The following is a 26873-nucleotide window of genomic DNA, read 5'->3' on the forward strand; positions in this document are numbered from 1 at the left end:
GAACGGCCGTCACAGCCGGTAGGCCCGTTTGGCGAGCCGATATGAAAGGTCGTGGGCGACCTCGTGGGCCTCGTCCTCCGCAAGCCGCCCCGTGGCGACCAGCGTGGCGAGGAAGGCGCAATCCACGCGACGGGCCACGTCATGGCGCGCGGGGATCGAGAGATAGGCGCGGGTGTCGTCGTTGAAGCCGACGGTGTTGTAGAAACCCGCCGTCTCGGTGGTCGCCTCGCGGAACCGGCGCATCCCCTCGGGGCTGTCGTAGAACCACCAGGCCGGGCCGAGCCGCAGCGCGGGGTACACGCCGGCCAGCGGCGCCAGCTCACGCGCGTAAGCCGTCTCGTCGAGGGTGAAGGCGATCACCGTCAGTTCGGGGCGCTCGCCCACCGCGTCGAGCAGCGGCTTCAGCGCGCGCACATAGTCGGTGCGGGTGGGGATGTCATAGCCCTTGTCCCGCCCGAACCGCGCCATGGCCTGCGCCGAATGGTTGCGGAAGCTGCCGGGATGGATCTGGAGCACGAGCCCGTCTTCGAGGCTCATGCGCGCCATCTCGGTCAGCATGTGGCCGCGGAAGGCGTCGGCCTCCTCCGCCGTGCTGCGTCCGCGCAGCGCCTTGTCAAAGAGGGCGGCGGCGTCGGCCTGCGGCAGATCCTCGGTGCGGGCGGTGGCGTGGCCGTGGTCGGTCGAGGTGCAGCCGAACCCCTTGAAGAAGGCGCGGCGCGCGCGGTGGGCGGTGAGATAGCCGTCCCAGCCGGTCGCGTCCTCGCCCGTCAGCGCGCCCAGCTTCTCGACATTGGCGGCGAAGTCGGGGAATTCGGGGTCCACCACCGGGTCGGGCCGGTAGGCGGTGACGACGCGGCCGCTCCAGCCGCTGTCGCGGATCATCGCGTGCCAGCGCAGGTCGTCGAGCGGGCTCTCGGTCGTGGCGATGACCTCGATGTTGAAGCGCTCGAAAAGCGCCCGGGGGCGATACTCGGGCCGCGCGAGACAGTCGGCGATCCGGTCATAGACGGCGTCGGCGTTGGCCGCGGACAGCCGCTCGCTGACGCCGAACACCGTCTCGAAGGCGTGGTCGAGCCAGAGCCGTGAGGGCGTGCCGCGGAACAGGTGGTAGTTCTCGGCGAAGATCCGCCAGACCGCCCGCGGGTCGGCCTCGGTCTCGCCGCCGTCGGCGCGCGGCACGCCGAGCGCCTCGAGGGGCGCGCCCTGCGAATGCAGCATCCGGAACACGTAGTGGTCGGGCGTCACGAACAGGCGTGCGGGGTCGGGGAAGGCCGCGTCCTCGGCGTACCAGCGCGGGTCGGTGTGGCCGTGCGGGCTGACGAGCGGCAGGTCGCGCACGCCGGCGTGCAGGGCGCGGGCGAGGTCGCGCGCGCGCCCCTCCACCGGAAACAGCCGGTCTTCGTCCAGCAGCGCCATCCGCGTCTCCAACCCCGTCGATCCGGCCCTTACGGCTCTTGTGATAGGCTAATATGCTAGTATAGAAATGCTGTCAACACGCGCTCGAATGGGCCATAGGGGGAGGGGCGGGGGCGGCTTGCGGCCTTCCGCGACGAGGGGGGAGAACGCCGCATGGCCGAGGGGAGCGACCTGCGACTGCCCACGCTGGAGCCCGTCGCGCGGCCCACGGTCGCCGACCAGGTCTTCGCGCAGCTGCGCCAGAGCATCCTGTCGCTGACGCTGGAGCCGGGCGCGCGGATCTCCGAGGTCGAGGTGGCGGCGCAGCTCGGCGTGTCGCGCCAGCCGGTGCGGGACGCGTTCTACAGGCTGTCGAAGCTCGGGCTGCTGGAGATCAGGCCGCAGCGCTCCACGACGGTCACGCTGATCTCGGAGACGGCGGTGATGCAGGCGCGCTTCGTGCGCGTGGCGCTGGAGGTCGAGACGGTGCGGGCCGCGGCGCAGCGCATGACGCGGCTGGAGGTCGCGGCGCTCGACGCCCTGCTGCGGGAGCAGAAGCGCGCCGTCGACGCAGACGACCGGGCGACGTTCCACGCCCTCGACGACCGCTTCCACCACGACCTCTGCGCCTATGCCGGCGTCGGCTTCGCGTGGGATCTCATCAACGAGATGAAGTCGCACATGGACCGGGTGCGGATGCTCTCGCTCTCCTTCGCCTCGCAGGCCGCCTGGGAGGATCACATGGCGATCTTCGAGGCGCTGAAGCGCGGCGACGCGGACGGCGCGGCGGACGCCATGCGCGCCCATCTCTGGCGCATCCGCGAACAGATCGAGCGCATCCGCGCCGCCAACCACGACTGGTTCGCGAAGGACGAGGGCTGAACCGGGGCTCGCCGCCGCCGCAGCGGGCGCCGCGCCTAGCCGTCCACGTCGTCGAGGTCGCCGAGGCCGTAGCGGCGCAGCTTCACATAGAGGCTCTGGCGCGAGAGGCCGAGCATCTCGGCGGCGGAGGCGCGGTTGTCGCCGGTGAGCTCAAGCGCCGCCTCGATGCACAGGCGCTCGATGACGTCGGTCGTCTCGCGCACGAGATCCTTGAGCGGCACCCGGCCGACGAGTTCGGTGAGCTGCTCCACCGAGCGCGGCAGCACGCCGTCGCGCGTCTGGCCCGCGCGGCCCTCGATGTTGCGGATCAGGAAGCCGTAGAGCGGCGCGTCGCCCTCCTCGGTGCGTGCGGCGCAGATCTCGACGTCGACGACCGAGCCGAACTCGCCGCGCAGCGAGGTCGAGAACAGGCGGACCGAGCCGGTCTCGCGCAGCGTCGAGATCAGCACGTTGAGGTCGATGCCGGGGCGGCCGAGGAAGCGGTCGAGCGAGGCGCCGATGGCTTGCTCCTGCGCGGCGAGCTGGGCGAGGTTCAGGAACGCCATGTTGGCGTAGCGGATGGCGCCGTCGTCGTCGGTCGCGACATAGGCCTCGGGCGCGGCGGCGATGACGCCGGCCACGGCGCGCGCCTCGTCGGAGGGCGCCTGACCGGCGGTCGCGCCGCCAAGGCGGATCAGCAGGAAGGCGGTGGCCTCCTGCCGGAACAGCGCGGCGGAGACGTCGAGCGTCGCGCCGTCCGGAAGCCGGGCCTGGGCGCCGTCGGCGCGGCCGGCGGTGCGGGCGCGCGCGGCCAGCCGGTCGAGCGCGCCGGCGTCGTCGGTGGCGAAGCTCGCCGCCAGCGGCCGGCCGACCACGCGCCGTCCGCCGCCGCCGAGGATGCGCTCCGCCGCCGGGTTCGCCTCGGCGACGCGGCGGGTCGCGGCGTCCACGATCAGCAGCGCCTCCGACGACATCTGGAACAGCAGGCGGTAGCGCATCTCGACGTCGCGCAGGCGGGCGTACTCGCGCTCGGTGGCGTGCTGGGCCTCGACGAGGCGGCTCTGCAGGGCGGCGAAGCTGCGCATCTCGCGGCCTACGGCCAGCCGCCGCCCCCGGCCGATGGAGACGACGCTGTAGCGGACGGGCAGCTCGACGCCGCGCGGCGAGAGGTGGTTGACCTGGCGGGCGGGCGGCAGCCCCTCGACCGGCGAGGCCGCCAGAAGCTCCTCGACCTTGATGCGCGTCTCGCGGGAGACGGTGTCGACCCAGCGCTGGCCGATCCACGCCTCGCAGCCTTCGCGCGCCAGCTCCACGCCGTTATGCGCGACGTCGCGGATGTAGCCGTCGGCGTCCAGCACCAGCGCGATGTCGCTCGCGGCGACGAGCGCCATGCTCGCCAGTTCGGCCGGCAAGGCGCCAAGCGAGCCCTCCGGATCCCGGAAAGGACTGATCGGCTCGATCGCGACAGGCCTCTGCATGAACCGGAGCGCCTTGTATCAGTCGGTAACGGACAATTGTCTTGTCCTTGATCACGTAGGTTTCGGCAAGTGAGCGCGGGCCGCCATGATCATCGAAACCCCGTCGTTCGCCGCACCGTCGGCCCCGAGCGCCTGCGCAAGCGTCGGGCAGGAGGCAAGGGCTGGCCCGCCGACCATGATGAGCGGCCGCCGTGGGCCGTGCGTCGCCGGGAGGGCGCGCAGGGCGGAGATCGCGGCGCGGGCATGGGGGTGCCCGGCGTCGCCGCCGACCGAGACGCCGATGACGTCATAGGCGATGTCGCTCGCCAGCGCGCACAACTCCTCGGGCCGCGTCGCCGGCGCCTCGCTCACCGACCAGCCCGCGCCGCGCATGCTCTCGGCGATCATGCCGGCGCCGAGCGAATGGCGCTCGGTCTCCAGCGTCGCGACCAGCAGGCGCGGAGCGCCCGCGGCGGGGGCTACCTCCGCCTCGGCGCCCAGCCTGCGGGCCGCCACGGCCAGCCGGCCGCAGCCGAGCGCGACCTGCACGAAGTCGGCCGCGTCGGATTTCCACATGTCGCCGAGCCGCCGCGCCGCGGGGCCGATCAGGCCGCCGAACAGCGCCGAAAGGGGCGCGCCGGCGTCGCGCAGCGCGCTGACCTGCGCCCAGACGCCGGCGCCGTCGCGCGCGAGCGCCAGCCGCGCCAGCGTCTCGACATGGGCCATGGTCGGCTGGCGCGCGGTCTCGGCGCAGCGGCGACTCAGGAGAAGGCGGGGAATCACCTCGGTCTGCACCAGTTCGAAAACCTGGGCGGCTGGGTCCGCCCGCCACGGCGACTTGCGCGCCGGCCTGGCCGCCGCCTCGTCGAACGCGAAAGCCTGCCGGCGGCCGAAGGTGTCGATGCCGTCCATGCCGAACGTCCTCCCGGCTTGTCCTCGTCGGGTCCCGCAGCGCCTTCCTTCCGAAGGCCGCTGGTGAGCCGCGACGTCTGCGGCCGCGCCGGCCGATCCCGGACCGGATGGCGGCGGCGCAGGCCTTGACCATCAGCGTGCGGCTGGGCGCCGCGTGCTGTCAACCGAGATTTACAGCGCGCCGGTGATCCGGCCGTCGCCGGACTGCGTAGAGTGTGGCCGCATCTCTGGGCAAGAGAGCATCGGGGCTTGGATAAAACCGCGGGATGGACGTTCGTTCGCGACAAAACGGCGCAGATTCGGTCGTTTTCTAGAGAAACCAAGCGCATCGCGAGGCCGGACCGCGACCGGTGCACGGCGTGGTCCCGCCGCCGGCTGTCATGCCGTCCAGTTTGAGCGTCATGTTTAGTTGACACTCTGGCGTCAGGCGCACTAGCATTCGAGTCATGGAGAGACGGTCCAGAAGCTCTCCGCGCCGGACGCCGCCCGAGGCGTCGCGGCGAGACGGTGCCAGGGGAGGGGCGACGATGGCGACACGCTCGACCGAGGCGACGGCGACCCGGCCTTCGGCGGGCCGATCCGGCCCCCGGACGACGACGCCCGCCGGCCGCGCGCTCTACACGCCAGCCGAGCGCGCCCGTCGCGACGCGACCGTATGGACCACGGTGCAGGGCGTCCTGGCCCCGCTCCAGTTCCTCGTCTTTCTCGCGAGCCTCGCGCTCGTCGTGCGGTTTCTCGCCACTGGAGAGGGCTACGGCGCCGCGGTCGCCTCGGTCGTCGTAAAGACGCTGGTTCTCTACACGATCATGATCACGGGCTCGGTCTGGGAGAAGGTCGTGTTCGGCAAGTGGCTGTTCGCGCCCGCGTTCTTCTGGGAGGACGTGGTCAGCATGGGCGTGATCGCGCTCCACACCCTCTATCTCGCGATGCTGCTGGGCGGCTGGGGGACGGCGGGCGAGCAGTTCGCGGTCGCGCTCGCAGCCTACGCCATCTACGTCGTCAACGCCGCGCAGTTTCTGTGGAAGCTGCGCATGGCGCGGCTGGAGGGCGCCCGGCCCGACCCCGACGAGGGCCGCCGTTGGGCGGAGTATGCGCAATGAGCCCGCTCGACCTCCCCCCGCGCCCCACGCCCGGCTGCGCCGAGCGGCCCGTGCTGAAGGAGCGCGGCCAGCGCGAGGTGTTCTGCGGGCTTACCGGCATCGTCTGGCTGCACCGCAAGATCCAGGACGCCTTCTTCCTCGTCGTCGGCTCGCGCACCTGCGCGCATCTTATCCAGTCCGCCGCCGGCGTGATGATCTTCGCCGAGCCGCGCTTCGCCACCGCGGTGATCGACGACCACGACCTCTCCGGCATGAAGGACGCCAACGAGGAGCTTGACCGCGTCGTGGCGCAGCTTCTGGCGCGCCGGCCCGAGATCAGGCTGCTGTTTCTCGTCGGCTCCTGCCCGTCGGAGGTCATCAAGATGGACCTCGGGCGCGCAGCGGAACGGCTGAGCGCGGCCAATACCGGACGCTGCCGGGTGCTGAACTACTCCGGATCCGGCATCGAGACGACGTTCACGCAAGGCGAGGACGCCTGCCTGGCCGCGCTGGTCCCGACGCTGCCGGAAACGGATGCGAAGGAGCTGCTGGTCGTGGGCGCGCTGGCGGACGTGGTCGAGGACCAGTTTGCGCGGCTGTTCAGCGAGATGGGCGTCGGCCCGGTGCGCTTCCTGCCGGCGCGCGCCGCCGCCGCCATGCCGGCCGTCGGGCCGAACACGCAGATGATGCTCGCGCAGCCCTTCCTCGCGGAAACGGCGCGGCTGCTTGAGGCGCGGGGCGCTACGCGGCTGCCCGCGCCCTTCCCGCTGGGCGCGGAGGGAACCGAGGCGTGGCTGCGCGCGGCTGCGGAGGCGTTCGGCGCCGACCCCGCCCGCGTCGAGGCCGCCATCGCGCCGGGTCGCAGGCGGGCGCAGGAGGCGGTGGCGCGCGCGTCGGAGCATCTGCGCGGCAAGCGCGCCTTCTTCTTCCCCGACAGCCAGCTCGAAATCCCCATCGCGCGATTTCTCGCCCGCGAATGCGGCATGGGGCTCATCGAGGTTGGGGCGCCTTACATCCACCGCGCCCAGATGGCGGAGGAGCTGGCGCTGCTCCCCGACTGCACGCTCTCCGAAGGGCAGGACGTCGAGAAGCAGCTCGACCGCGCAAGGGCCGCCCGGCCCGACATCACGGTGTGCGGGCTCGGCCTCGCCAATCCGCTGGAGGCCGAGGGCCTCACGACGAAGTGGGCCATCGAGCTGGTGTTCACGCCGATCCACGGCTTCGACCAGGCGGGAGACCTCGCCGGGCTGTTCTCCCGCCCGCTCAACCGTCGTCTGAGGCTGAAGCTATGAAGCTGACCGTCTGGACATATGAGGGGCCGCCGCATGTGGGCGCGATGCGGATCGCCACCGCCATGCGCGACACCCATTATGTGCTGCACGCGCCGCAGGGCGACACCTACGCCGACCTGCTGTTCACGATGATCGAGCGGCGCGACCACCGCCCGCCCGTGACCTACACGACCTTTCAGGCGCGCGACCTCGGCGCGGACACCGCAGACCTGTTCCGCCAGGCCTGCCTCGACGCGGTGGCGCGCTACCAGCCCAAGGCGCTGCTGGTGGGGGCCTCCTGCACGGCGGAACTCATTCAGGACGATCCCGGCGGGCTGGCGGAAGGCATGGACCTGCCGGTGCCCGTGATCCCGCTGGAGCTGCCGAGCTACCAGAAGAAGGAGCATTGGGGCGCGTCGGAGACCTTCTACCAGATCGTGCGGCGCCTCGCCGGCAAGGTGGAGCGCACGCCGGGCGGGCCGCGCTGCAACATCCTCGGCCCCTGCGCGCTGGGCTTCCGGCACCGCGACGACCTCAAGGAGATCACCGGGCTGCTGGCGCGGCTGGGCGTGACGGTGAACGTCGCGGCGCCGCTGGGCGCGGGCCCCGAGGACATCGCGCGGCTGGCGGACGCGGACTTCAACGTGGTGCTCTATCCCGAGATAGCGGACACCGCCGCACGCTGGCTTGAGAAGACCCACGGCTTGAGGCGCACCACCGTCGTCCCCATCGGAGTCGGCGCGACGCGCGACTTCATCGCCGAAGTCGCGGCGCTGGCGGGCGTGGACCCCGCGCCGCTGCTGGCCGACGAGCCCACCAACATGCCGTGGTGGACCCGTTCGGTGGACAGCACCTACCTCACCGGCAAGCGCGTCTTCGTCTTCGGCGACGCCACCCACGCCGTCGCCATGGCCCGCGTCGCGGCCGAGGAGATGGGCTTCGAGGTCGTCGGCCTCGGCTGCTACAACCGCGAATTCGCCCGCGACCTGCGCGCCGCCGCCGAGAGTCACGGCGTCGAGGCGCTGATCTCCGACGACTATCTGGAGATCGAGGAGGCCATCCAGCGGCTGCAGCCGGAGATGGTGATGGGCACCCAGATGGAGCGCCACATCGCCAAGCGGCTGGGCCTGCCCTGCGCGGTGATCTCCGCGCCGGTGCATGTGCAGGATTTCCCCGCCCGCTACTCCCCCGTGATGGGCTTCGAGGGCGCCAACGTGCTGTTCGACACGCTGGTGCATCCGCTGGTCATGGGGCTGGAGGAGCACCTCCTGCACATGTTCCGCGACGATTTCGAGTTTCACGACGGCGCCGGCCCCTCGCATCTGCACGGCGGCGCGCCGCGCGCCGCGCCGGCGCCCGAAGCGCCGCCGGCGGCCGCCGCAGAGGCGCAGCCCGCGACCATGGCGGCGCCGGTCGACTCCGAGATCCGCTGGACGGCGGACGCCGAGAAGGAACTGAAGAAGATCCCGTTCTTCGTGCGCGGCAAGGCCCGGCGCAACACCGAGGCCTATGCCGCGATGCGCGGCGTGACCGCCATCGACGTGGAGACGCTCTATGACGCCAAGGCCCACTATGCGCGCTGAGGCCCACCGGCCGACCGGGGCGCCGGCGCCGCTGCGGCTCTGCCTCATCTCGCTCGACAATCACCTCGGCGCCGCGGTCGACCGGGCTCAGGCCGCGCTCGACGCCGAGGGCGCGGGCGTCGTGGTGACCGCGCATGCGGCGTCGGACTGGTCGGCGAACCCGCAGGCGCTGCACGACGCGCGCGAGGCGGTGGGCCGGGCGGACATCGTCGTGGCGTCGATGATGTTTCTCGACGAGCACATCCAGATGATCATGCCCGCGCTGGAGGCCCGCAGGCCCCACTGCCGCGCGATGGTCGGCGTGATGTCGGCGGGCGAGGTCGTCAAGCTCACCCGGCTCGGCCGCATGGACATGAGCGTGGAGCAGACCGGCCCGCTGGCGATGCTGAAGCGCCTGCGCGGCAAGCCGAAGCCGGGCGCGAAATCCTCCGGCGCCGGGCAGATGAAGATGCTGCGACGCCTGCCGAAAATCCTGAAATACATCCCCGGCAAGGCGCAGGATCTGCGCGCCTATTTCCTGACCATGCAGTACTACCTCGCCGGCTCCGACGAGAACGTGCTGAACATGATCCGGTTTCTCGTCGGTCGCTACGGCGGTGCGCCGATGTTGGAGAAGGCCGCGCAGGCGCCGCAGGACTATCCCGACATCGGCGTGTACCACCCCGACCTCAAGGGCCGCATGGCCGAGACGGTCGACGCCCTGCCGAAGGGCGGAACCGCCGGCACGGTCGGCCTGCTGGTGATGCGCGCCTATGTGCTCTCGGGCGACGCGCGGCACTATGACGGCGCGATCCGCGCGCTCGAGGCGAAGGGGCTGCGGGTGATCCCGTGCTTCGCCAGCGGGCTCGACCAGCGCCCCGCCATCGAGGCGTTCTTCATGAAGGATGGCCGCCCGGTCGTGGACGCGGTGGTGTCGCTCACCGGCTTCTCGCTGGTAGGGGGCCCGGCCTACAACGACGCCGCCGGCGCCGAGGCGATGCTGACGCGGCTCGACGTGCCCTATCTCGCCGCGCACGCGCTGGAGTTCCAGACGCTTGAGGCCTGGCGCGACGGTGCGCGCGGGCTGACGCCGGTCGAGGCGACGATCATGGTCGCCATTCCCGAGATCGACGGCGCCACTGGCCCGATCGTGTTCGGCGGGCGCTCGGCGGGGCTGAACGGCCATTGCGGCGGCTGCGCGCGCGAGTGCGACTTCACTGGTTCGGAGCCGCGCGCGATGCACGCCTGCGCCGAGCGCGCCGAGGTGCTGGCGGCGCGCGTCGACCGGCTGATCCGCCTGCGCCGCGCTGCGCGGGCCGAGCGGCGGATCGCGATCACGCTCTTCAACTTCCCGCCCAACGCCGGGGCGACGGGGACGGCGGCTTATCTCTCGGTCTTCGAGTCGCTCTTCAACACGTTGAAGGCGCTGAAGGAGGCCGGCTATTCGGTGGAGGTTCCCGCCACCGTCGACGCGCTGCGGGCGGATGTGCTGCAGGGCAATGCCGAGCGCTTCGGCGCCGACGCGAACGTGCATGCGCGCATCTCCGCCGAGGACCATGTCCGCCGCGAGCCGCATCTGGCGCAGATCGAGGCGCAGTGGGGCCCGGCGCCGGGCCGCCAGCTCACCGACGGTCGCGACATCTTTGTGCTGGGCCGCCAGTTCGGCGCCGTCTTCGTCGGCGTGCAGCCGGGCTTCGGCTACGAGGGCGACCCGATGCGGCTGCTCTTCGAGCGCGGCTTCGCGCCGACCCACGCCTTCAGCGCCTATTACCGCTGGCTGCGCGAGGATTTTCAGGCGCACGCCGTGCTGCATTTCGGCACCCATGGCGCGCTGGAGTTCATGCCCGGCAAGCAGGCGGGGCTCGCCGGCGACGACTGGCCCGACCGGCTGATCGGCGATCTGCCGAACTTCTACCTCTACGCCGCCAACAACCCTTCGGAGGGCGCGCTTGCGAAGCGGCGCGGGGCGGCGACGCTGATCAGCCACCTGACGCCGCCGCTGGCTGCCGCGGGCCTCTACCGCGGGCTGCTCGACCTCAAGGCCTCGCTCGACCGCTGGCGCTCCACGCCGCCGGAGCAGGCGCATGAGCGCGCCGATCTCGCAGAGCTGATCCAGGCGCAGGCGGCGGCGGTGGACCTCGCCGCGCTGGAGCCGGCCTGGGCCGACGCCGAGGGAGAGGTGGCGGCGCTGGGCCCGAAGCTGCTCGACGTGGAGTACGCGCTGATCCCCCACGGCCTGCACGTCGTGGGCCGGCCGGCGAGCGAGGCGGCGCGGGCCGACATGCTGGCGGCGGTGGCCGAGGCGGCGGGCGACGCGCTGCCGCGCGCGGCCATCGACGCGCTGGCGGCGGGGCTCGCCCCGATGGCGGCGGCGCGCGCGCATGGCGGCGACGTGGCCGCGCTGACCCGGCTGAAGGCCATCGCCGACAACCTCGCGCGCGACAACGAGACGCCGGCCATCATCCACGCGCTCGACGCGGGCTTCATCCCGCCCGCGCCGGGCGGCGACATCCTGCGCAGCCCCGACGTGCTGCCGACGGGGCGCAACCTGCACGGCTTCGACCCGTTCCGCCTGCCCTCGGCCTTCGCGATGCAGGACGGCGCGAAGCAGGCCGCGCGGCTGCTGGCGCGGCACATGGAGGGCGGCAGGCCGCTGCCGCGCACCGTCGCCATCGTCCTGTGGGGCGCCGACAACCTCAAGACCGAGGGCGCGCCGGTGGCGCAGGCGATGGCGCTGATGGGCGCGGCGCCGCGGCTCGACAGCTACGGCCGCGTCTGCGGCGCGCGGCTTATCCCGCTGGCGGAGCTGGGTCGGCCACGCATCGACGTGATGGCGACACTCTCGGGCATCTTCCGCGACCTGCTGCCGATCCAGACGCGGATGCTGGCCGAGGCGGCGTGGCTGGCCGCCAGCGCCGACGAGCCGGAGGAAGAAAACTACCTCCGCGCCAACGCGCTGAAGCACATGGCCGAAGCGGGCTGCGACATCGAGACGGCGGCGCTGCGCGTCTTCTCCAACGCCGACGGGGCCTATGGCGCCAACGTCAACATGATGGTGGACGCGGGGACGTTCGAGCACGAGGACGAGCTGGCGGACTGCTACGCGAGGCGCAAGTGCTTCGCCTACGGCCGCGATGGCCAAGCAAAGGCGCAGCCGGAACTGCTGCAAAGCGTGCTGGGCGGCGTCGATCTCGCCTACCAGAACCTCGAATCGGTCGAGCTCGGCGTCACCACCATCGACCACTATTTCGACACGCTCGGCGGCATCGGCCGGGCGGTGAAGCGCGCCAAAGGCGAAAGCGCGCCGACCTACATCGGCGACCAGACGCGCGGCGAGGGCGCGGTGCGCACCCTGTCGGAGCAGGTGGCGCTGGAGACGCGCACGCGGATGCTCAACCCGAAATGGTACGAGCCGATGCTGGAGCATGGCCACGAGGGCGTGCGCCAGATCGAGGCGAGCGTCACCAACGCCTTCGGCTGGTCGGCCACCACCGGCGAAGTCGCGCCCTGGGTCTACCAGCGCGTCACCGAGACCTTCGTGCTGGACAAGGCGATGCGCCGCCGTCTGGCCGAGCTGAACCCAAAGGCGTCCGCCCGCCTCGCCAACCGCCTGCTTGAGGCGAGCGAGCGCAACTACTGGGCGCCCGACGACGCGACGCTGGAGGCGCTCAGGCGCGCCGGCGAGGAACTCGAGGACCGCCTTGAAGGCGTGTCCATCGCAGCGGAATAGGAAGGAGCGGCCATGGCCCCCCTCGACATGAAGGCCCCCAATCTCAAGGGCGAGGACGGCGAAGGCTCGGTGCAGGTCAAGCTCGACCCGAGCCTGAAGATCGAGACCGCCAAGGTGTTCTCGGTCTACGGCAAGGGCGGGATCGGCAAGTCCACCACGTCCTCGAACCTCTCCGCCGCGTTCAGCCATCTCGGCAAACGCGTGCTGCAGATCGGCTGCGACCCCAAGCACGACAGCACCTTCACGCTGACCGGGCGGCTGCAGCCCACGGTCATCGACGTGCTGGCGAGCGTGGACTTCCACCCCGAGGAGCTGCGGCCCGAGGACTTCGTCACCACCGGCTACAACGGCGTGATGTGCGTCGAGGCGGGCGGCCCGCCGGCGGGCACCGGCTGCGGCGGCTATGTCGTGGGCCAGACGGTGAAGCTCTTGAAGGAGCATCACCTGCTCGAGGACTGCGACGTGGTGCTGTTCGACGTGCTGGGCGACGTGGTGTGCGGCGGCTTCGCGGCGCCGCTGCAGCACGCCGACCGCGCGGTGATCGTGACCGCCAACGACTTCGACTCGATCTACGCCATGAACCGGATCGTGGCGGCGGTTCAGGCGAAGTCGAAGAACTACGGCGTGCGGCTCGCGGGCTGCATCGCCAACCGCTCGCGCGAGACCAACGAGGTCGACCGCTACTGCGACCGCGTCGGCTTCAAGCGGCTGGCGCACATGCCGGACCTCGACGCCATCCGCCGCTCTCGGCTCAAGAAGAAGACGCTGTTCGAGATGCCAGACGAGGACGACGTGCTCGCCGCGCGCGCCGAGTACATGGCGCTGGCGCAGACGCTGTGGGACGGCACCGAGCCGCTGGCCCCGGCGCCGATGAAGGACCGCGACATCTTCGAGATGCTGGGATTCGACTGATGACCGACGCCGCCGCACGCGCCGCATCCCATGGCGCTCCCGTGATCGCCCCGGCCGGCTGGGACGCGAAGAAGGCGCGGCTGACGGAGTATTTCGACCGCACCGCCAGCGAGACCTGGGCGCGGCTGACCTCCGACGCGCCGGTGAGCCGCGTGCGCGCCACCGTGCGCGCGGGTCGCGACCGGATGCGCGCCACGCTGCTGGACTGGATGGGCGCGGACCTGTCCGGGCTGCGCGTGCTCGACGCCGGCTGCGGGACGGGCGCGCTCGCGGTGGAGGCGGCGCGGCGCGGCGCGCGGGTGGTGGCGATCGACGTCGCGGGCTCGCTGGTGTCGGTGGCCGCCGAGCGGGCGCCGGCGGACGTCCGCGAGCGGATCGACTTCCGGGTGGGCGACATGCTGAGCCCCGATCTGGGGCGCTTCGATCACGTCGTCGCGATGGACAGCCTTATCCACTACAGGGCGCAGGCGATGGCCGAGGCGGCGGCGCGGCTGGCGGCGCTGGCGGACCGCTCGGCGCTCTTCACCTTCTGCCCGCGCACGCCGGCGCTGACGGTGATGCATGCGGCGGGACAGCTTTTCCCCCGGAGCGACCGCTCGCCGGCCATCGAGCCGGTCTCGGAGCGGCGGCTGCGGCGGCTGGTCGAGGCGCGGCTTGCGTCGCCCTCACCCCGGCCCTCTCCCGCAGGCGGGAGAGGGGGCGATATCCCCGCGGTCGGCGCGTCGCTGGCCGACGGGGCGCAGGCCTCGCCGCTCGCGCCCCCTCTCCCGCTGGCGGGAGAGGGCCGGGGTGAGGGCATGCGCTGCCTGCGCACCGAGCGCGTCTCGGCGGGTTTCTACATTTCTCAGGCGCTGGAGATCGCGCGATGACCGGGGAGGCGACATGATTCTCGGACCGCAGGGCGTCAAGGGCGTGTTCGCGGCGTTGGGACCGCGCTTCCTGCCTTTCGCCGACGCAGCCAGCGCGGAGCTGCCGCTTCCGCGGCTGCTGCGCCTGTCGCTCTTTCAGGTGTCGGTCGGCATGGCGGTGGTGCTGCTCAACGGCACGCTGAACCGGGTGATGATCGTGGAGCTCGGCGTGCCGGCGTGGCTCGTGGCGCTGATGGTCTCCCTGCCGCTGCTGTTCGCGCCTGCGCGCGCCCTGATCGGCTTCCGGTCGGACAACCACAAGTCGGCGCTGGGCTGGCGGCGCACGCCCTATCTCTGGTTCGGCTCGCTGCTGCAGTTCGGCGGGCTGGCGATCATGCCCTTCGCGCTGATCCTTCTGTCGGGCGACCAGACGGTTGGGCCGCGCTGGGCCGGCGAGGCGGGCGCGGCGCTCGCGTTCCTGATGGTGGGCGCGGGGATGCACACCACGCAGACGGCGGGGCTGGCGCTGGCCAGCGACGTGGCGCCGGAGGCCTCCCGCCCGCGGGTGGTGGCGCTGCTCTACGTCATGCTCATGGCGGGCATGGTGCTGAGCGCCCTCGTCTTCGGCTGGCTGCTGGCGGAGTTCTCGCAGAAGGCGCTGATCCAGGTCGTGCAGGGGGCGGCGGTGGTCACGATCGCGCTCAACCTCGTGGCGCTCTGGGGGCAGGAGCCGAGGCGTCCCGAACTGACCCGCGCCGACATCGCCCGGCCGCGCTTCATCGACGCCTGGCGCGAGCTCTGCGCCGACGGCCGCGCGATGCGGCTGATGGCGGCGGTGGCGCTGGGCACGGCGGGCTTCTCGATGCAGGACATCCTGCTGGAGCCCTATGGCGGCGAGATCCTGCATCTCGGCGTCGGCGCGACGACGGCGCTGACGGCGCTGATGGCGGGCGGCTCGCTCGTCGGCTTCGCGCTGGCGGCGCGCTTCATGACGAAGGGCGGCGACCCGCATCGCATCGCGGCGATGGGGCCGCTGGCGGGGCTGATCGGCTTCTCCGCGGTGATCTTCGCCGACCCGATGGCGAGCGCGGACCTGTTCCGCTGCGGCGTCGCCATGATCGGCTTCGGCGCCGGGCTCTTCGCCGTGGGCGCGCTGGTGGCGGCCATGCAGCTGGCGGACGGCGAGGGCCGCCGTTCCGGCCTCGCGCTCGGCGCCTGGGGCGCGGTGCAGGCGACGGCGGCGGGGCTCGCCATCGCCGCCGGGGGCGCCCTGCGCGACGTCGTCGGCGAGCTGGCGATGTCGGGCCGGCTGGGCGAGGCGCTGATGCGGCCGGGCACCGGCTACAGCGTCGTCTATCACCTCGAGATCCTGCTGCTCTTTGGCGCGCTGGCGGCCATCGGCCCGCTGGTGCGGCGGCGCGGCGACACCAGCGACACGCCCGGCGAGAGGTCTTTCGGCCTCGCCGAGTTCCCGACCACCTGATCCGGCCGGGGCAGCCCGGGCCATGCGGAGGACTGGACCATGACCATCATCGGCGACTTCGACATCGCCCAGCTCGTGCTCTATGCGTTCTGGGCGTTCTTCTTCGGGCTCATCATCTACATCCAGCGCGAGACGATGCGCGAAGGCTACCCGCTGGAGTCCGAGACCACTGGCAAGCCGGCGATGTTCGGCCCCTGGGGCCTGCCGGCGCCGAAGATCTTCCGCCTGCCGCACGGCCATGGCGAGGTGATGGCGCCGAACCCCGAGAAGGACGCGCGCGAGATCACCGACCGCAAGTTCGCGCTGCGCCCGACCGAGAAGTGGTCAGGCGCGCCGTTCGAGCCGACCGGCGACCCGATGGTGGACGGCGTGGGCCCGGCCTCCTGGGCCGAGCGCAAGGACGTGCCCGAGATGACGCTGCACGGCGACGCCAAGATCGTGCCGCTTCGAGTCTCGAACGAGTGGTCAGTCGCCGAGGGCGACCGCGACATCCGCGGCTGGAGCGTCACCGGCTGCGACGGCCAGTCCGCCGGCGTGGTGAAGGACATCTGGGTGGATCGCTCCGAGGCGCTGATCCGCTACATCGAGATCGAGCTGCCCGGCGGCGGCAGCGTTCTCGCGCCGATGACCGGCGTGATCGTCGGCATGGACGGCAAGACCGTGAAGGTTCACTCGATCACCGCCGCGCAGTTCGCGAAGGTTCCCGCCCTCAAATCCCCCGAGCAGATCACCATGCTCGAGGAGGAGAAGGTCATGGCCTACTACGCCGGCGGCAAGCTCTACGCCAACGCGGAGAGGGCCGAGCCGTGGATGTGAGCGGAAAGGCGGGGGGGGGCGGTCTGCGCCGCCTTCTCGCGCGCGCGCCGGTCGTGGGGCGGTTCTTCCGCAACGAGATCGACGGGCGGGACTTCACGCCCGTCGAGGGACTGCCGGGGCTGCTGCCGCGGGGCGAGAAGCTGCTGTGGCAGGGCCGCCCGCACTGGTTCACGCTGGCCCGCACGGCGTTCTTCGGCGACTGGGTGGCGATCTATTTCGGCGCCCTCGCCGCATGGCGCGTGACGGACGGCTTTTCCGCCGGGGCGTCGCCCGACCGCATCGCGGCGGAGACGGCGGGCCTCGCGGTGATGGCGGTCGTCTGCCTCGGTCTCATCGGCCTCGTCGCCTGGGCGACGGCGCGCGCGGCGGTCTACACGCTCACCTCGCGCCGCCTGGTGATGCGGGTCGGCGCGGCGCTGCCGGTGACGCTGAACCTGCCGTTCCGCCAGATCGCCAACGTCGCGATGAAGTCGCGGGGCGACCGCGGCGACATCGCGGTGTCGCCGGCCGGCGAGGTGCGCATCGCCTATCTGATGCTCATGCCCCATGCGCGGCCGTGGCGCTTCATGAAGCCGCAGCCGATGCTGCGCGCCGTGCCCGACGCCCACCGCGTGGCGCGCCTGATGGGCGAGGCGATCGCGGCGGTTCAGGCCGAGGAGGGCCTCGCCGGGGCGCCCGCGACGACGCGGCCCGCCAAGACGCCGGCCACGGACGCCAGAACGAGCGGCGGCCGTTCGGGCGGCCTGATCGCCGCGGAATGAACCGGGGCGGCGACGCGGTCGCCGCCTGACGCGAAGGGGGCCGCGCGCCGCAGGCGGCGCAGGGACGGCGGCCCCGGGAAGACGGAAGACAGCAGACTTCAGGAGAGCGCGCCATGTCCGACCACGCCGAACGCCGCCACGCCGAGGACCACCACATTCCGCGCGGCCTCGTGCTGGCCGCCGCGGCGCTGGCGCTCTTCACCATGGTCGCCGTCGTCTACGGCCGGGCGACCGACACGGGGCTGATGCTGGCCCCGCAGGCCGAGGCGGTCGAGACGCGCTCACTCTACTTCACCGATTCGGCGGACGGGGCGATGGTGGTGACCGACGCCGTGTCAGGCCAGATGGTCGCATTGCTGTCAGAGGGACAAGACGGTTTCATTCGGGGAGTGTTGCGTGGGCTGACGCGCGGCCGTGCGGTGACGCGGGAAGGGGGCGACGACGTGCTGGCGCTGACGCGCTGGGACGACGGGCGGCTCTCGATCTCCGATCCCGCGACGGGCGAGCGGTTCTTCCTGAACTCGTTCGGGGCGGACAACCTTCAGGCCTTCGCGCGATTGCTGGCGTCAAGGGAGGACATCCAGTGACAGAGCGCCCGAAGACCGCGCCCATGAGCGCGCCGATCCTGTTCAGGCGACGCTTCGAGGTGCCCTGCACCGTCGAGGTGAGCCATACCTTCGAGAGCCTCCACGCCCATGTGGCGCTGGACGGCGACGTGGCGGTGGCGCCGGGCGACGAGGTTCTCGTCCACGGCGCGCCCATCGAGGTGCCCTATGGCGAGGTCCGCACCGAGCGCCGCACCGCGACCGTGACGCAGGCGACGATCTGGGAGCGGATGTGGACCCGCGCCACGGGCGACCTGGAGTTCATGGAGCTCTGCGAGTTCTCCTTCAGCGAAGAGGTGCGGCCATGAACGCGCACGTCGGCATCGAGCCCAAGGCCGTCAACGACACCACCCGCATGGCGACCGAGACGACCCTGCTCAACCCGCGCTTCTACACCACCGACTTCGACGAGATGGACAAGCTCGACGTCTCGCCGGTGCGGCAGGAGTGGGACGCGCTGATCGCCGAGATGAAGGCCGACCCCAACAAGGGCCACTTCAAGAAGACGGCGGACTGGGACGAGGTCGACTTCGAGGGCATGGAGCCCGAGCTGCGCCGCGAGCTGATCGATTTCCTCGTCTCCTCGCTCACGGCCGAGTTCTCCGGCTGCGTGCTCTACAAGGAGATGAAGAAGCGCGGCTCGAACCCCGACATCTGCGAGCTGTTCAGCTACATGAGCCGCGACGAGGCCCGCCACGCCGGCTTCATCAACGACGCGCTGAAGGAAGCCAACATCGGCGTGAACCTCGGTTTCCTTACGAAGGCGAAGAAGTACACCTACTTCAAGCCGAAGTTCATCTACTACGCGACCTATCTCAGCGAGAAGATCGGCTACGCCCGCTACATCACGATCTTCCGGCACCTCGAGAAGCACCCCGAGAAGCGATTCCACCCGATCTTCAAGTGGTTCCGCGAGTGGTGCAACGACGAGTTCCGCCACGGCGAGGCGTTCTCGCTGCTGATGCGGGCCGACCGGCGCACGCTGACCGGCCTCAACAAGCTGTGGATCCGCTTCTTCGTGCTGGCGGTGTTCGCCACCATGCATGTCCGCGACATGGCGCGGCCGGCCTTCCACAAGGCGATGGACATCGACATCGAGGACTACGACCGCGAGGTGTTCCGCGTCACCAGCGAGATCACGAAGCAGTGCTTCCCGATCCAGCTCGATCTGGAGCATCCCGCCTTCTGGCCGGGGCTGCGGGCGCTCAACCGCATCAACCTCGCGATGGACGATGCGCGGCGGCAGGGCGGGCCGATGGGCTGGCTGCGCAAGGTCGGCCTCGGCGCCCGCGCGGGCCTCGTGTTCGCGCGGCTCTACCTGCTGCCGGTGAAGCGCTCGGAACTGCCCGAGACCTCGCGTCTGCAACCGGTCTGGTGAGGCGATGAGCGACGTCTGGCTCGCCCTCGGCTACGCGCTGTTTCTCTGGTGGTTCGGCACCGGGGCGGTTCTGCTGATGGGCCGGACGTCGCGCACCATGTCGGCGGGCCTCGCCGTGGGGCTCGGCGTGGTCTCGCTCTGGGGCGTCTGGGCGACGATGGACGCCCAGACGCCGTGGAGCGCGGCATGGGCGTTCACGGCGGGCGTGGGCCTCTGGGGCTTCCACGAGGCGACGTTCCTCAGCGGCGCGCTGACCGGGCCGCGCCGCGCGCCGTGCCCCCCCGACGCCCGCGGCTGGCGGCGGTTCCGGCTGGCCGCCGCGACGCTGATCCACCACGAGATCGCGCTGGCGCTGACGACGGTCGGCCTCGCGCTGTGGCTGCAGGGAGCGGCGAATCCCGTGGCGCTCTGGACCTTCGTGGCGCTCTGGGTGTTGCGCCTGTCGGTCAAGTTCAACATCTTTCTCGGCGCGCCGAATGTCGCAGACGAGTTTCTGCCTGACGACCTGCGCTATCTCGCCACCTACTTCTCGCCGCGGCCGATGTCGCTGCTGTTCCCGTTTTCCGTGACGTTGGGGACGGTTGCGGCGGGCGGGCTGCTGCTGCATGCGGTGACGGTGGCGGAGACGGGCTTCGCGGCGACGGGTCTCACGCTCGTCGGCGCATTGACGGCTCTGGGAACGCTGGAGCACTGGTTTCTGGTCCTGCCGGTGCGCGAAGCCGCGCTCTGGAAGTGGTGGACCGAAAAGCGCGCGGAAAGGCGCGCGAACCGCGCCGACGGGGCGCTCAAGCTGATGGCGTCGACGGCGCCGACGCCAGGGAGGTGACGATGGACTACGAGGATTTCTTCCGCACATCGCTGGAAGGGCTGCGGGCGGAAGGCAACTATCGGGTCTTCGCGAACCTTGAGCGGCGGCGCGGGAACTTTCCGAAGGCGCTGCGGCGCAGCGGCGGCGCCGAGTCGGAAGTCACCGTCTGGTGCTCGAACGACTATCTCGGGATGGGCCAGCACCCCGCGGTGCTCGGCGCGATGCACGAGGTGCTCGACAGCTGCGGCGCCGGCGCCGGCGGCACGCGCAACATCTCCGGCACCAATGTCCACCATGTCGCGCTGGAGGCGGAGCTCGCCGACCTGCACGGCAAGGAGGCGGCGCTGCTGTTCACCTCCGGCTACGTCTCGAACTGGGCGGGCCTCGGCACGCTGGGCGCGAAGATCCCCGGCCTCGTGATCCTGTCGGACGCGCTCAACCACGCCTCGATGATCGAGGGCGTGCGCCACAGCCGCGCCGAGAAGCTGATCTTCCGCCACAACGACCTCGCCGACCTGGAGGCCAAGCTGCGCAGCGTCGCGCCCGGCCGGCCGAAGCTCATCGCCTTCGAGAGCGTCTACTCGATGGACGGCGACATCGCGCCGATCGCGGAAATCTGCGACCTCGCCGAGAAGTACGGCGCGATGACCTACATCGACGAAGTCCACGCGGTCGGCATGTACGGGCCCCGCGGCGGCGGCGTCGCCGAGGAGCGCGGCCTGATGGACCGCATCGACTTCATAGAGGGCACGCTGGGCAAGGCGTTCGGCGTGGTGGGCGGCTACATCACGGCGACGGCGGCGGCGATCGACTTCATCCGCAGCTTCGCGTCCGGCTTCATCTTCACGACCTCGCTGCCGCCGCATGTGGCCGCGGGGGCGACCGCCTCGATCCGCCACCTCAAGCAGTCGGGCGCCGAGCGCGAGGGCCAGCGCGCCGCCGTCGCCAGGGTGCGGGCGAAGCTCGACCGGCTGGGGATTCCCCATGCGCCGAACCCCAGCCACATCATCCCCGTGATGGTGGGCGACCCGGTGAAGTGCAAGATGCTCAGCGACATCCTGCTCGAGGACTACGGGATCTACATCCAGCCGATCAACTACCCAACCGTGCCGAAGGGGACCGAGCGGCTGCGCATCACGCCGGGCCCGCTGCACACGGAAGCCGACATCGACCACCTCGTGCGCGCGCTGAACGACCTGTGGTCGCAATGCGCGCTGTCGCGTCAGGTGGCCTGAGAGGCCGGAGCGATGGACGGCGCCGGCGCTCCGTTCGAGACCGGCGGCGCCGGCGGCCCTGCGGCGGACCGCCCGACCGTCAGCGTGACGCTGTTCCGCTTTGCGACGCGCTGGCGCCGCCACTGGGCTTGGTGGCAGATGCTCAACTCGCGCTGGAAGCTCAGGCGGCTGCCCGGCGCGACCTTCATGCGGCAATGCGGCACGGGCTCGCGAGAGGGGTTCTATCCGTGGCCGAATTTCGGCGTCTACGGCGTGCTGGCGGCGTGGCCGTCGCTGGCGCATGCGCGCGAGCAGGTCGAGGGCAGCCGGGTCTATCGCCGCTACCGCGAGCACGCCGCGGAGCATGTCACGCTCTATCTGCACGCCACGCGCGCGCGCGGCGCGTGGGGCGGCTCCCTGCCTTTCGAGGTGTGCGCGCCGGCGGAGGCGGAGGGGCCCGTGGCGGTGCTGACGCGCGCATCGATCCGCCCGCGCGCGCTGCGCGCCTTCTGGGGGCGCACGCCCGGCATCCGCGCCGAGATACCGCTCGACCCGCGCGCCGGCGGGCTGGCGTTCCGCATGGGCTTGGGCGAGCTGCCCTGGCTCAACCAGATCACCTTCACGCTCTGGACCGACCGCGAGGCCCTGCAGCGCTTCGCCTGGGCGCCGGAGAGCGCGCACGGGCAGGCCATCGCGGCGGCCCGCGCGGGCGACTGGTTCTCGGAATACCTCTTCGCCCGCTTCACGGTCGCGGGCGTCCATGGCGACTGGTCCGACGCGGACCTCTCGCGCCTCAGGCAGACCGCCTGAAACGCCGTCGGAAAGGCCGCCGCCCATGCCCGCCCTCGCCGAAGCAACCGCCCCCGCCCTGCGTCGACAGCCGCGCGGCGCGCAGATCACCATCCCGGCGATCGCCGGCGACGGGTCGCTCTATCCGGTCGAGAAGCTGGCCGCGCATCAGCTCGGGTTGCGCCATGTCGCGATCTCGGCCTTCGTGTTCGACGGGCCGCGGCTGCTGATCCAGCGCCGGGCGCTGGGCAAGTATCACTGCGGCGGGCTGTGGGCCAACACCGTGTGCTCGCACCCGCACTGGGGCGAGAGCCCGGCCGCTGCGGCGGCGCGGCGTCTGGAGGAGGAGCTGGGCCTGCGCGTCGGCTTGAGCCCCGCCGGCGAGTTCGACTACCGCGCCGATGTCGGCGCCGGGCTGATCGAGGACGAGCATGTGCACATGTTCCTCGGCCGCGCGGGCGCCGACGCTGCGCTCTACCCTGACCCCGAGGAGGTGGCGGAGACCCGCTGGGTGACGCGCGAGGCGATGCAGGCCGAGATCGCGGCCGCGCCGGAGCGCTTCACGCCCTGGTTCCGCATCTATGTCGGCAGGTGGCCCGCGTTCGACTTCGGGACGGTCTGATCGCGGCGGTCGCCTGTGCGGCCGGGCGACGCGGCTACCCCTGCGCCGCGAGCCCCCGAAGCCGCTCCACCATCGCCCTCAATCCGTTGGAGCGCTGCGACGAGAGCGCCTGGTCGAGCCCCAGTCGCCGGAAGGCGCCCTGGGCGTCGACGGCGAGGATCTCCGCGTCCGTCTTGCCGGCGTAGAGCGCATGGAGCACCGCGATGAGGCCGCGGACGATCATCGCGTCGCTGTCGCCGATGAAGTCGAGCCGGTCGCCCTCGCGGCGCGGCGCGATCCAGACCTGGCTGGCGCAGCCGTCCACCTTGGTCGCGGGCGTCTTGAGCGCCTCGTCCATCGGCGGCATCGCCTTGCCAAGGTCGATCACGTAGCGATACCGATCCTCCCAATCGTCGAGGAACGTCATGTCCTCGACGATGGCGTCGAAGTCCGGCGCGCCGGCGGCGTCTGCGTCTGTCTGGCTCATGAGCAACGAAGTAAGCGCCCGGGCCGGCTGCGTCCAGCCGCGGAGGCGGGAGGAGAGCGCGATGATCCCTGTGAGCCTGATCGGGCGTCTTGGGCGCGGGGCGGCCTGCGGCGTCGCGCTGGCGCTCGCCGCGGCCTGCGCCGATGAGCCGCCGGCGCCGCCGCCGACGCTTCAGGATGAAATCCTGTCCAGCGTCGTCGTCGACGACGTGGCCTTCGCCGAGATCGGGCGCACGCACCGCGGCTTCATCCTGTCGGCCATCGGGTCGGCGCAGGGCGACGGTTGGCGCGGCGCGCGGCTGCGGCCGCGGCTCGGCGCCCCGGACGCGGAGGGGTTTCTCGATTTCGACCTCATCGCCGTGCCGCCGGCGCAGCCGGGGCCGGACGCGGAGCCCGAGGCGGTCGAGCGCGCGGCGCGGGCGGCCGGGCTGACCCAGAGACTGCGCGCTGACACGCCGCTGGCCCCGGAGCAGCTGTTCGGAGCGAAGGCCGTGCGGGTCTTTGCGCGACAGGGCTCGGCCACTGTGACGCTTCAGGCGCCGGCGCAGCCGTAGCGCGCCGCCGCTGGACAGGTCCGCCGCGGCGGTGCTACTCGACCTGTCGCGGAGCGTGCTCCGAGGCGACGTGGCGGAGTGGTTACGCAGCGGATTGCAAATCCGTCCACCCCGGTTCGATTCCGGGCGTCGCCTCCAGCACCCGCCCTTGACGCGAATCTTCGGCGGGCGATGGTGTAGGGCGTCTTGCATCGCACAACGCATGTCGTCGTCGTCGCGCCTCACCAAGGGAGTCCGCCCATGTCCCGCCCCGCCGCCGCGCCCGGGCTGCTCGCCAATGGCCGCGAGTTCCTGTCGATCCCCGGCCCGTCGGTCATCCCGGACAGGGTGCTTCAGGCGATGAACCGCCCGGCGATCAACATCTACGAGGGCGACATCGTCGAGATCACCCAGAGCATCCTGCGCGACCTGCGCCGGGTGGCGCGGACCGAGGCGCGGCCGTTCATCTACATCTCGAACGGCCATGGCGCGTGGGAGGCCGCGATCACCAACACGCTGTCGCGGGGCGACCGGGTGCTGGTGCTCGAATCGGGCCGCTTCGCCGTGGGCTGGGGCGAGAACGCCAAGGCGCTGGGCGTCGAGGTGGAGGTGCTGCACGCGACGCCGGGGGCTGCGGTCGACCCTGAGGCGGTCGAGGCGCGGCTGCGCGAGGACCGCGCCCACGCGATCAGCGCCGTCATGGTGGTGCAGGTCGACACGGCGTCGAGCGTGCGCAACGACATCGCCGCGATCCGCCGCGCCATCGACGCCGCGGGCCACCCGGCGCTCTACATGGTCGACGTCATCGCCTCGCAGGGCTGCATCCCCTACGAGATGGACGCCTGGGGCGTGGACGTGACAGTGGGCGGCGCGCAGAAGGGGCTGATGACGCCGCCGGGCCTCGCCTTCTGCTGGGCGAACGCCCGCGCGCTGGCCGCGGAGGGCGCCGCCGACCTGCGCACGCAGTACTGGAGCTGGGCGGGCCGCAGCGGCGGCGAGCAGTACCAGAATTTCGCCGGCACCGCGCCGATCCACCTGCTCTTCGCGCTGCGCGAGGCGCTCGACATGCTCGCCGAGGAGGGGATGGAGGCGGTCTGGGCGCGTCACGCCGCGCTTGCGCGGGCCGCGCGGGCGGCGGTGGCGGCGTGGTCGAGCGAGGGCCCGCTGAGCTTCCACGTCGCCGACCCTGCGCACCGCGCCGACAGCGTGACGACGGTTCGCGTCGCGACCGAGGGCCCCGACGCGGCCGACCCCGAGGCGCTGCGCGCCTTCTGCCGCGACGAGCTGGGGCTGGTGCTCGGCACGGCGCTGGGGCCGCTCTCGGGCAAGGCGTTCCGCATCGGTCACATGGGCTGGCTCAACGCGCCGATGCTGATGGGTACGCTCGGCGCGGCGCAGGCCGGCATGGCCGCCTGCGGCGTGCGCTTCGGCGGCGGCGCGCTGGAGGCGGCCGCCGCCGAGATCGCCGCGACCTTCGCCGGTCGCGTCGCCGTGAAGGACGCAGCGAACCGCGCGGCCTGAATGGCGCGCGCCGGTCCGCGAGGCGGGACAGCCGCCGCGCCGGCGCCGACCGGCCGGCGCCCGGCCGCATCGCGCCGCGCGGCGCTGGCGGCGGCGGCGCTCGCCCTGCTCGCCGGCTGCGCCGGCGGCGGCGCGGCGCCCCTGTCGGTCTCGCAGCCGAGCGCCGCCGAGGCCGCAAGCGCCGGGCCGCAGCGGTTTGCGCTGATCGACGCCGACGGCGCGCCGCTGGTCGCCGACCGCTGGCCGGCGGAGGGCGGCGCCCGCGTGGTGCTGCTGGGCGTGCACGGATTCGGCGACTACGGGCCGTCCACATTCGGCGGCCCGGCGCCGGACTGGGCGGCGCGCGGCATCGAGGTCGTGACCTACGATCAGCGCGGTTTCGGCCGCAACCCGTCTCGCGGGGCGTGGCCGGGCTTCGAGGCGTTGACGGCGGACTTCGCCGCCGTGGCGGCGCAGGTCGCCGCAGCGTATCCGGGCCTGCCGCTCGTCGCGGCCGGTCATTCGCTCGGCGGCGCCGTGACGTTGGCGGCGCTGGGGGCGGGCGGGGCGCCGGAGGTTGACGCCGCCGTGCTGCTCGCGCCGGCGACCGGCGAGAGCGTCGGCCCCTTCGCCCGCGCCGCGGCGTGGACAGCGGCGGCTGTGATCCCCGACAGGCGATGGAGCGGCGAGGGCCTCGTGCGCCTCGTCCCGACCGACAACGCGGAGGCCCTCGCCCGGCTGCGCGCCGACCCCGCGTATCTGCGCGGCGCGACTGCGCGCGAGGTGCTGGGGCTGATGTACGCGATCGAGCGGTCGGGGGACGTCGCCGCGCGCGCCAGCCTGCCCGTCCTCGTGCTGCACGGCGAGAAGGACGCGGTGGTGCCCTACGATTCGGTCGCCCCGGTCGCGAAGGCGCTGCCGCGCGGCGAGACGATCCTCTATCCTGACGGCTGGCACCTGCTGCTGCGCGACAACCAGCGCGCGCGCGTCTGGGCCGACGTGGCCGCCTTCGCGCTGGCGCAGGTCCGCCCGGCCGCCATCGTCCCGGCGCCCGTCGTCGCGATGGAGGTCCGATGAGCTTTTCCGCCGACTGGCTGACGCTTCGGGCCGCCGCCGACGACGCCGCGCGCGACCCCGGCCTCGTTGCGAAGCTCGCGGCGTGGGTCGGCGAGCGCACCGCGGCGCAGGGCGCCGAGCTCACGGTCGTCGACATCGGCGCGGGGACCGGCGCGACGCTCGCGGCGCTGCACGGCCGGCTGCCGCGCGCGCGCTGGCGGCTGGTCGACAACGACGCCGAACTGCTCGAGGTGGCGACCGCCCGCGCCGCGGCGATGGGCGCGCGCGTCGAGACGGCGACGCTCGATCTGGCCGCCGATCCCGGCGCGGCGCTGCGCGGCGCCTGGTCGAAGGGCGCGCCCCGCCTCGTCACCGCCTCGGCCTTCTTCGATCTGGTCGGCGCCGACTGGCTGCGGCGGTTCGCGGCGGAGGCGGCGGCCCAGGGCGCCGCGGTCTATGCGGCGCTGACCTATGACGGCTTCGAGCGCTGGTCGCCGCCGCATCCCGAAGATGCGGCCGTCGGCGGGGCGTTCCTCGCCGACATGAAGCGCGACAAGGGGATGGGCCCGGCGCTGGGCGCGGACGCCGGCCCCGCGCTCGCCGAGGCGCTGCGCGGCGAGGGCTTCTCGGTCGAGACCGCGCCGAGCGCGTGGCGGCTGAAGGCGCCGGAGGACGCCGCGCTGATCGGCGCGCTGGCGGTCGGCGTCGCGGCGGCCTCGGGGGCGAGCCCGGACTGGCGCGCGGCCCGCGTCTCCGCCCGCGCCGTCGAGATCGGGCATCTCGACGTGCTGGCGCTGCCGCCGGGCTGAGGCGGCG

The 26873-nt window shown here is 72.2% G+C and carries 25 protein-coding genes and 1 tRNA gene; 22 read left to right on the top strand and 4 right to left on the bottom strand.

The window, feature by feature from the left end; genetic code table 11:
* Positions 1-9: 9 nt before the first annotated feature.
* Positions 10-1416, bottom strand: coding sequence for a glucuronate isomerase (gene uxaC / locus BLW43_RS09000; protein WP_093252076.1), 1407 nt, complete (start codon positions 1414-1416; stop codon positions 10-12).
* A gap of 153 nt (positions 1417-1569) precedes the next feature.
* Between uxaC and BLW43_RS09005 the strand changes: the two genes are divergently transcribed.
* On the top strand, positions 1570-2277 hold the full coding sequence (locus tag BLW43_RS09005; protein WP_093252077.1) for a GntR family transcriptional regulator: 708 nt from the start codon (positions 1570-1572) through the stop codon (positions 2275-2277).
* A 35-nt stretch (positions 2278-2312) separates the two neighbouring features.
* Here BLW43_RS09005 and ppsR read toward each other — a convergent pair whose 3' ends face one another.
* Together ppsR and BLW43_RS09015 are read right to left on the bottom strand one after the other, a co-directional pair.
* Positions 2313-3734: a transcriptional regulator PpsR gene (ppsR, locus tag BLW43_RS09010; RefSeq protein WP_175478822.1), complete on the bottom strand. Its 1422-nt coding sequence runs from the start codon at positions 3732-3734 to the stop codon at positions 2313-2315.
* A gap of 51 nt (positions 3735-3785) precedes the next feature.
* Positions 3786-4625, bottom strand: a complete 840-nt coding sequence (locus BLW43_RS09015; RefSeq protein WP_093252078.1) for a cobalamin B12-binding domain-containing protein — start codon at positions 4623-4625, stop codon at positions 3786-3788.
* A gap of 527 nt (positions 4626-5152) precedes the next feature.
* Here BLW43_RS09015 and bchF point away from each other — a divergent pair.
* The 16 genes from bchF to idi all read left to right on the top strand — a co-directional run bounded on the left by bchF (position 5153) and on the right by idi (position 22503).
* On the top strand, positions 5153-5725 hold the full coding sequence (gene bchF / locus BLW43_RS09020) for a 2-vinyl bacteriochlorophyllide hydratase (RefSeq protein ID WP_093252079.1): 573 nt from the start codon (positions 5153-5155) through the stop codon (positions 5723-5725).
* Entirely contained in the window at positions 5722-6996 is a 1275-nt protein-coding gene (locus BLW43_RS09025) for a ferredoxin:protochlorophyllide reductase (ATP-dependent) subunit N (protein ID WP_093252080.1), read from the top strand. The genes bchF and BLW43_RS09025 overlap by 4 nt, the downstream gene beginning before the upstream one ends.
* The gene (gene bchB, locus BLW43_RS09030; protein ID WP_093252081.1) at positions 6993-8558 is read left to right on the top strand and encodes a ferredoxin:protochlorophyllide reductase (ATP-dependent) subunit B; all 1566 of its coding nucleotides are present in this window, start codon (positions 6993-6995) and stop codon (positions 8556-8558) included. The genes BLW43_RS09025 and bchB overlap by 4 nt, the downstream gene beginning before the upstream one ends.
* Positions 8548-12267, top strand: a complete 3720-nt coding sequence (locus BLW43_RS09035; RefSeq protein ID WP_217632133.1) for a magnesium chelatase subunit H — start codon at positions 8548-8550, stop codon at positions 12265-12267. The genes bchB and BLW43_RS09035 overlap by 11 nt, the downstream gene beginning before the upstream one ends.
* Before the next feature lie 12 nt (positions 12268-12279).
* On the top strand, positions 12280-13179 hold the full coding sequence (gene bchL, locus BLW43_RS09040) for a ferredoxin:protochlorophyllide reductase (ATP-dependent) iron-sulfur ATP-binding protein (protein WP_093252084.1): 900 nt from the start codon (positions 12280-12282) through the stop codon (positions 13177-13179).
* Complete coding sequence (gene bchM / locus BLW43_RS09045; RefSeq protein ID WP_217632134.1) at positions 13179-14048, top strand: magnesium protoporphyrin IX methyltransferase; 870 nt, start codon at positions 13179-13181, stop codon at positions 14046-14048. Before bchL ends, bchM begins: the two co-directional genes overlap by 1 nt.
* Before the next feature lie 13 nt (positions 14049-14061).
* Entirely contained in the window at positions 14062-15510 is a 1449-nt protein-coding gene (locus tag BLW43_RS09050; protein ID WP_093252087.1) for a PucC family protein, read from the top strand.
* Positions 15511-15549: 39 nt separating this feature from the next.
* The gene (puhA, locus tag BLW43_RS09055; RefSeq protein WP_093252089.1) at positions 15550-16326 is read left to right on the top strand and encodes a photosynthetic reaction center subunit H; all 777 of its coding nucleotides are present in this window, start codon (positions 15550-15552) and stop codon (positions 16324-16326) included.
* The gene (puhB, locus tag BLW43_RS09060) at positions 16317-17087 is read left to right on the top strand and encodes a photosynthetic complex putative assembly protein PuhB (RefSeq protein ID WP_093252092.1); all 771 of its coding nucleotides are present in this window, start codon (positions 16317-16319) and stop codon (positions 17085-17087) included. The genes puhA and puhB overlap by 10 nt, the downstream gene beginning before the upstream one ends.
* A 113-nt stretch (positions 17088-17200) precedes the next feature.
* Positions 17201-17674: a photosynthetic complex assembly protein PuhC gene (gene puhC / locus BLW43_RS09065; protein ID WP_093252094.1), complete on the top strand. Its 474-nt coding sequence runs from the start codon at positions 17201-17203 to the stop codon at positions 17672-17674.
* A 23-nt stretch (positions 17675-17697) separates the two neighbouring features.
* On the top strand, positions 17698-18000 hold the full coding sequence (locus BLW43_RS09070; RefSeq protein ID WP_093252660.1) for a hypothetical protein: 303 nt from the start codon (positions 17698-17700) through the stop codon (positions 17998-18000).
* Entirely contained in the window at positions 17997-19070 is a 1074-nt protein-coding gene (gene acsF, locus BLW43_RS09075; RefSeq protein WP_093252095.1) for a magnesium-protoporphyrin IX monomethyl ester (oxidative) cyclase, read from the top strand. The genes BLW43_RS09070 and acsF overlap by 4 nt, the downstream gene beginning before the upstream one ends.
* A gap of 4 nt (positions 19071-19074) precedes the next feature.
* Positions 19075-19896, top strand: a complete 822-nt coding sequence (gene puhE / locus BLW43_RS09080) for a putative photosynthetic complex assembly protein PuhE (RefSeq protein WP_093252096.1) — start codon at positions 19075-19077, stop codon at positions 19894-19896.
* Positions 19897-19898: 2 nt separating this feature from the next.
* Positions 19899-21113 (top strand): 5-aminolevulinate synthase, encoded by a 1215-nt coding sequence (gene hemA, locus BLW43_RS09085; RefSeq protein ID WP_093252097.1) that lies wholly within the window; start codon positions 19899-19901, stop codon positions 21111-21113.
* Positions 21114-21125: 12 nt separating this feature from the next.
* Positions 21126-21902, top strand: coding sequence for a hypothetical protein (locus BLW43_RS09090; protein ID WP_093252098.1), 777 nt, complete (start codon positions 21126-21128; stop codon positions 21900-21902).
* A 25-nt stretch (positions 21903-21927) separates the two neighbouring features.
* Complete coding sequence (idi, locus tag BLW43_RS09095; protein WP_093252099.1) at positions 21928-22503, top strand: isopentenyl-diphosphate Delta-isomerase; 576 nt, start codon at positions 21928-21930, stop codon at positions 22501-22503.
* A gap of 34 nt (positions 22504-22537) precedes the next feature.
* On the opposite strand, the gene BLW43_RS09100 is transcribed toward idi, so the two are convergent.
* The gene (locus BLW43_RS09100) at positions 22538-22969 is read right to left on the bottom strand and encodes a SufE family protein (RefSeq protein WP_425441172.1); all 432 of its coding nucleotides are present in this window, start codon (positions 22967-22969) and stop codon (positions 22538-22540) included.
* A 61-nt stretch (positions 22970-23030) separates the two neighbouring features.
* Here BLW43_RS09100 and BLW43_RS09105 point away from each other — a divergent pair, with 61 nt between their 5' ends.
* The 5 genes from BLW43_RS09105 to BLW43_RS09125 all read left to right on the top strand — a co-directional run bounded on the left by BLW43_RS09105 (position 23031) and on the right by BLW43_RS09125 (position 26866).
* A complete protein-coding gene (locus tag BLW43_RS09105; RefSeq protein WP_093252100.1) occupies positions 23031-23522 on the top strand; it encodes a hypothetical protein in 492 nt (163 codons plus the stop codon).
* Positions 23523-23586: 64 nt separating this feature from the next.
* Positions 23587-23660, top strand: a tRNA-Cys gene (locus BLW43_RS09110).
* Between the two features lie 102 nt (positions 23661-23762).
* Entirely contained in the window at positions 23763-25022 is a 1260-nt protein-coding gene (locus BLW43_RS09115) for a pyridoxal-phosphate-dependent aminotransferase family protein (RefSeq protein ID WP_093252101.1), read from the top strand.
* Positions 25023-26078, top strand: a complete 1056-nt coding sequence (locus BLW43_RS09120) for an alpha/beta fold hydrolase (RefSeq protein WP_093252102.1) — start codon at positions 25023-25025, stop codon at positions 26076-26078.
* On the top strand, positions 26075-26866 hold the full coding sequence (locus tag BLW43_RS09125; protein ID WP_093252103.1) for a methyltransferase domain-containing protein: 792 nt from the start codon (positions 26075-26077) through the stop codon (positions 26864-26866). The genes BLW43_RS09120 and BLW43_RS09125 overlap by 4 nt, the downstream gene beginning before the upstream one ends.
* Positions 26867-26873 lie beyond the last annotated feature (7 nt).

This window comes from Rubrimonas cliftonensis (assembly GCF_900107585.1).
In the GTDB taxonomy this organism is placed as follows: Bacteria; Pseudomonadota; Alphaproteobacteria; order Rhodobacterales; family Rhodobacteraceae; genus Rubrimonas; species Rubrimonas cliftonensis.

Coding starts and splice junctions, on each gene's coding strand:
- BLW43_RS09105 (WP_093252100.1), top strand. CDS start 23,031: ATGATCCCTGTGAGCCTGATCGGGCGTCTTGGGCGCGGGGCGGCCTGC.
- BLW43_RS09115 (WP_093252101.1), top strand. CDS start 23,763: ATGTCCCGCCCCGCCGCCGCGCCCGGGCTGCTCGCCAATGGCCGCGAG.
- BLW43_RS09125 (WP_093252103.1), top strand. CDS start 26,075: ATGAGCTTTTCCGCCGACTGGCTGACGCTTCGGGCCGCCGCCGACGAC.
- bchM (WP_217632134.1), top strand. CDS start 13,179: ATGACCGACGCCGCCGCACGCGCCGCATCCCATGGCGCTCCCGTGATC.
- uxaC (WP_093252076.1), bottom strand. CDS start 1,416: ATGGCGCTGCTGGACGAAGACCGGCTGTTTCCGGTGGAGGGGCGCGCG.
- bchF (WP_093252079.1), top strand. CDS start 5,153: ATGGCGACACGCTCGACCGAGGCGACGGCGACCCGGCCTTCGGCGGGC.
- BLW43_RS09015 (WP_093252078.1), bottom strand. CDS start 4,625: ATGGACGGCATCGACACCTTCGGCCGCCGGCAGGCTTTCGCGTTCGAC.
- idi (WP_093252099.1), top strand. CDS start 21,928: ATGCCCGCCCTCGCCGAAGCAACCGCCCCCGCCCTGCGTCGACAGCCG.
- puhE (WP_093252096.1), top strand. CDS start 19,075: ATGAGCGACGTCTGGCTCGCCCTCGGCTACGCGCTGTTTCTCTGGTGG.
- puhC (WP_093252094.1), top strand. CDS start 17,201: ATGTCCGACCACGCCGAACGCCGCCACGCCGAGGACCACCACATTCCG.
- BLW43_RS09120 (WP_093252102.1), top strand. CDS start 25,023: ATGGCGCGCGCCGGTCCGCGAGGCGGGACAGCCGCCGCGCCGGCGCCG.
- ppsR (WP_175478822.1), bottom strand. CDS start 3,734: ATGCAGAGGCCTGTCGCGATCGAGCCGATCAGTCCTTTCCGGGATCCG.
- bchB (WP_093252081.1), top strand. CDS start 6,993: ATGAAGCTGACCGTCTGGACATATGAGGGGCCGCCGCATGTGGGCGCG.
- BLW43_RS09025 (WP_093252080.1), top strand. CDS start 5,722: ATGAGCCCGCTCGACCTCCCCCCGCGCCCCACGCCCGGCTGCGCCGAG.
- acsF (WP_093252095.1), top strand. CDS start 17,997: ATGAACGCGCACGTCGGCATCGAGCCCAAGGCCGTCAACGACACCACC.
- BLW43_RS09050 (WP_093252087.1), top strand. CDS start 14,062: ATGATTCTCGGACCGCAGGGCGTCAAGGGCGTGTTCGCGGCGTTGGGA.
- puhA (WP_093252089.1), top strand. CDS start 15,550: ATGACCATCATCGGCGACTTCGACATCGCCCAGCTCGTGCTCTATGCG.
- BLW43_RS09070 (WP_093252660.1), top strand. CDS start 17,698: ATGAGCGCGCCGATCCTGTTCAGGCGACGCTTCGAGGTGCCCTGCACC.
- bchL (WP_093252084.1), top strand. CDS start 12,280: ATGGCCCCCCTCGACATGAAGGCCCCCAATCTCAAGGGCGAGGACGGC.
- BLW43_RS09035 (WP_217632133.1), top strand. CDS start 8,548: ATGCGCGCTGAGGCCCACCGGCCGACCGGGGCGCCGGCGCCGCTGCGG.
- BLW43_RS09100 (WP_425441172.1), bottom strand. CDS start 22,969: ATGAGCCAGACAGACGCAGACGCCGCCGGCGCGCCGGACTTCGACGCC.
- BLW43_RS09005 (WP_093252077.1), top strand. CDS start 1,570: ATGGCCGAGGGGAGCGACCTGCGACTGCCCACGCTGGAGCCCGTCGCG.
- BLW43_RS09090 (WP_093252098.1), top strand. CDS start 21,126: ATGGACGGCGCCGGCGCTCCGTTCGAGACCGGCGGCGCCGGCGGCCCT.
- hemA (WP_093252097.1), top strand. CDS start 19,899: ATGGACTACGAGGATTTCTTCCGCACATCGCTGGAAGGGCTGCGGGCG.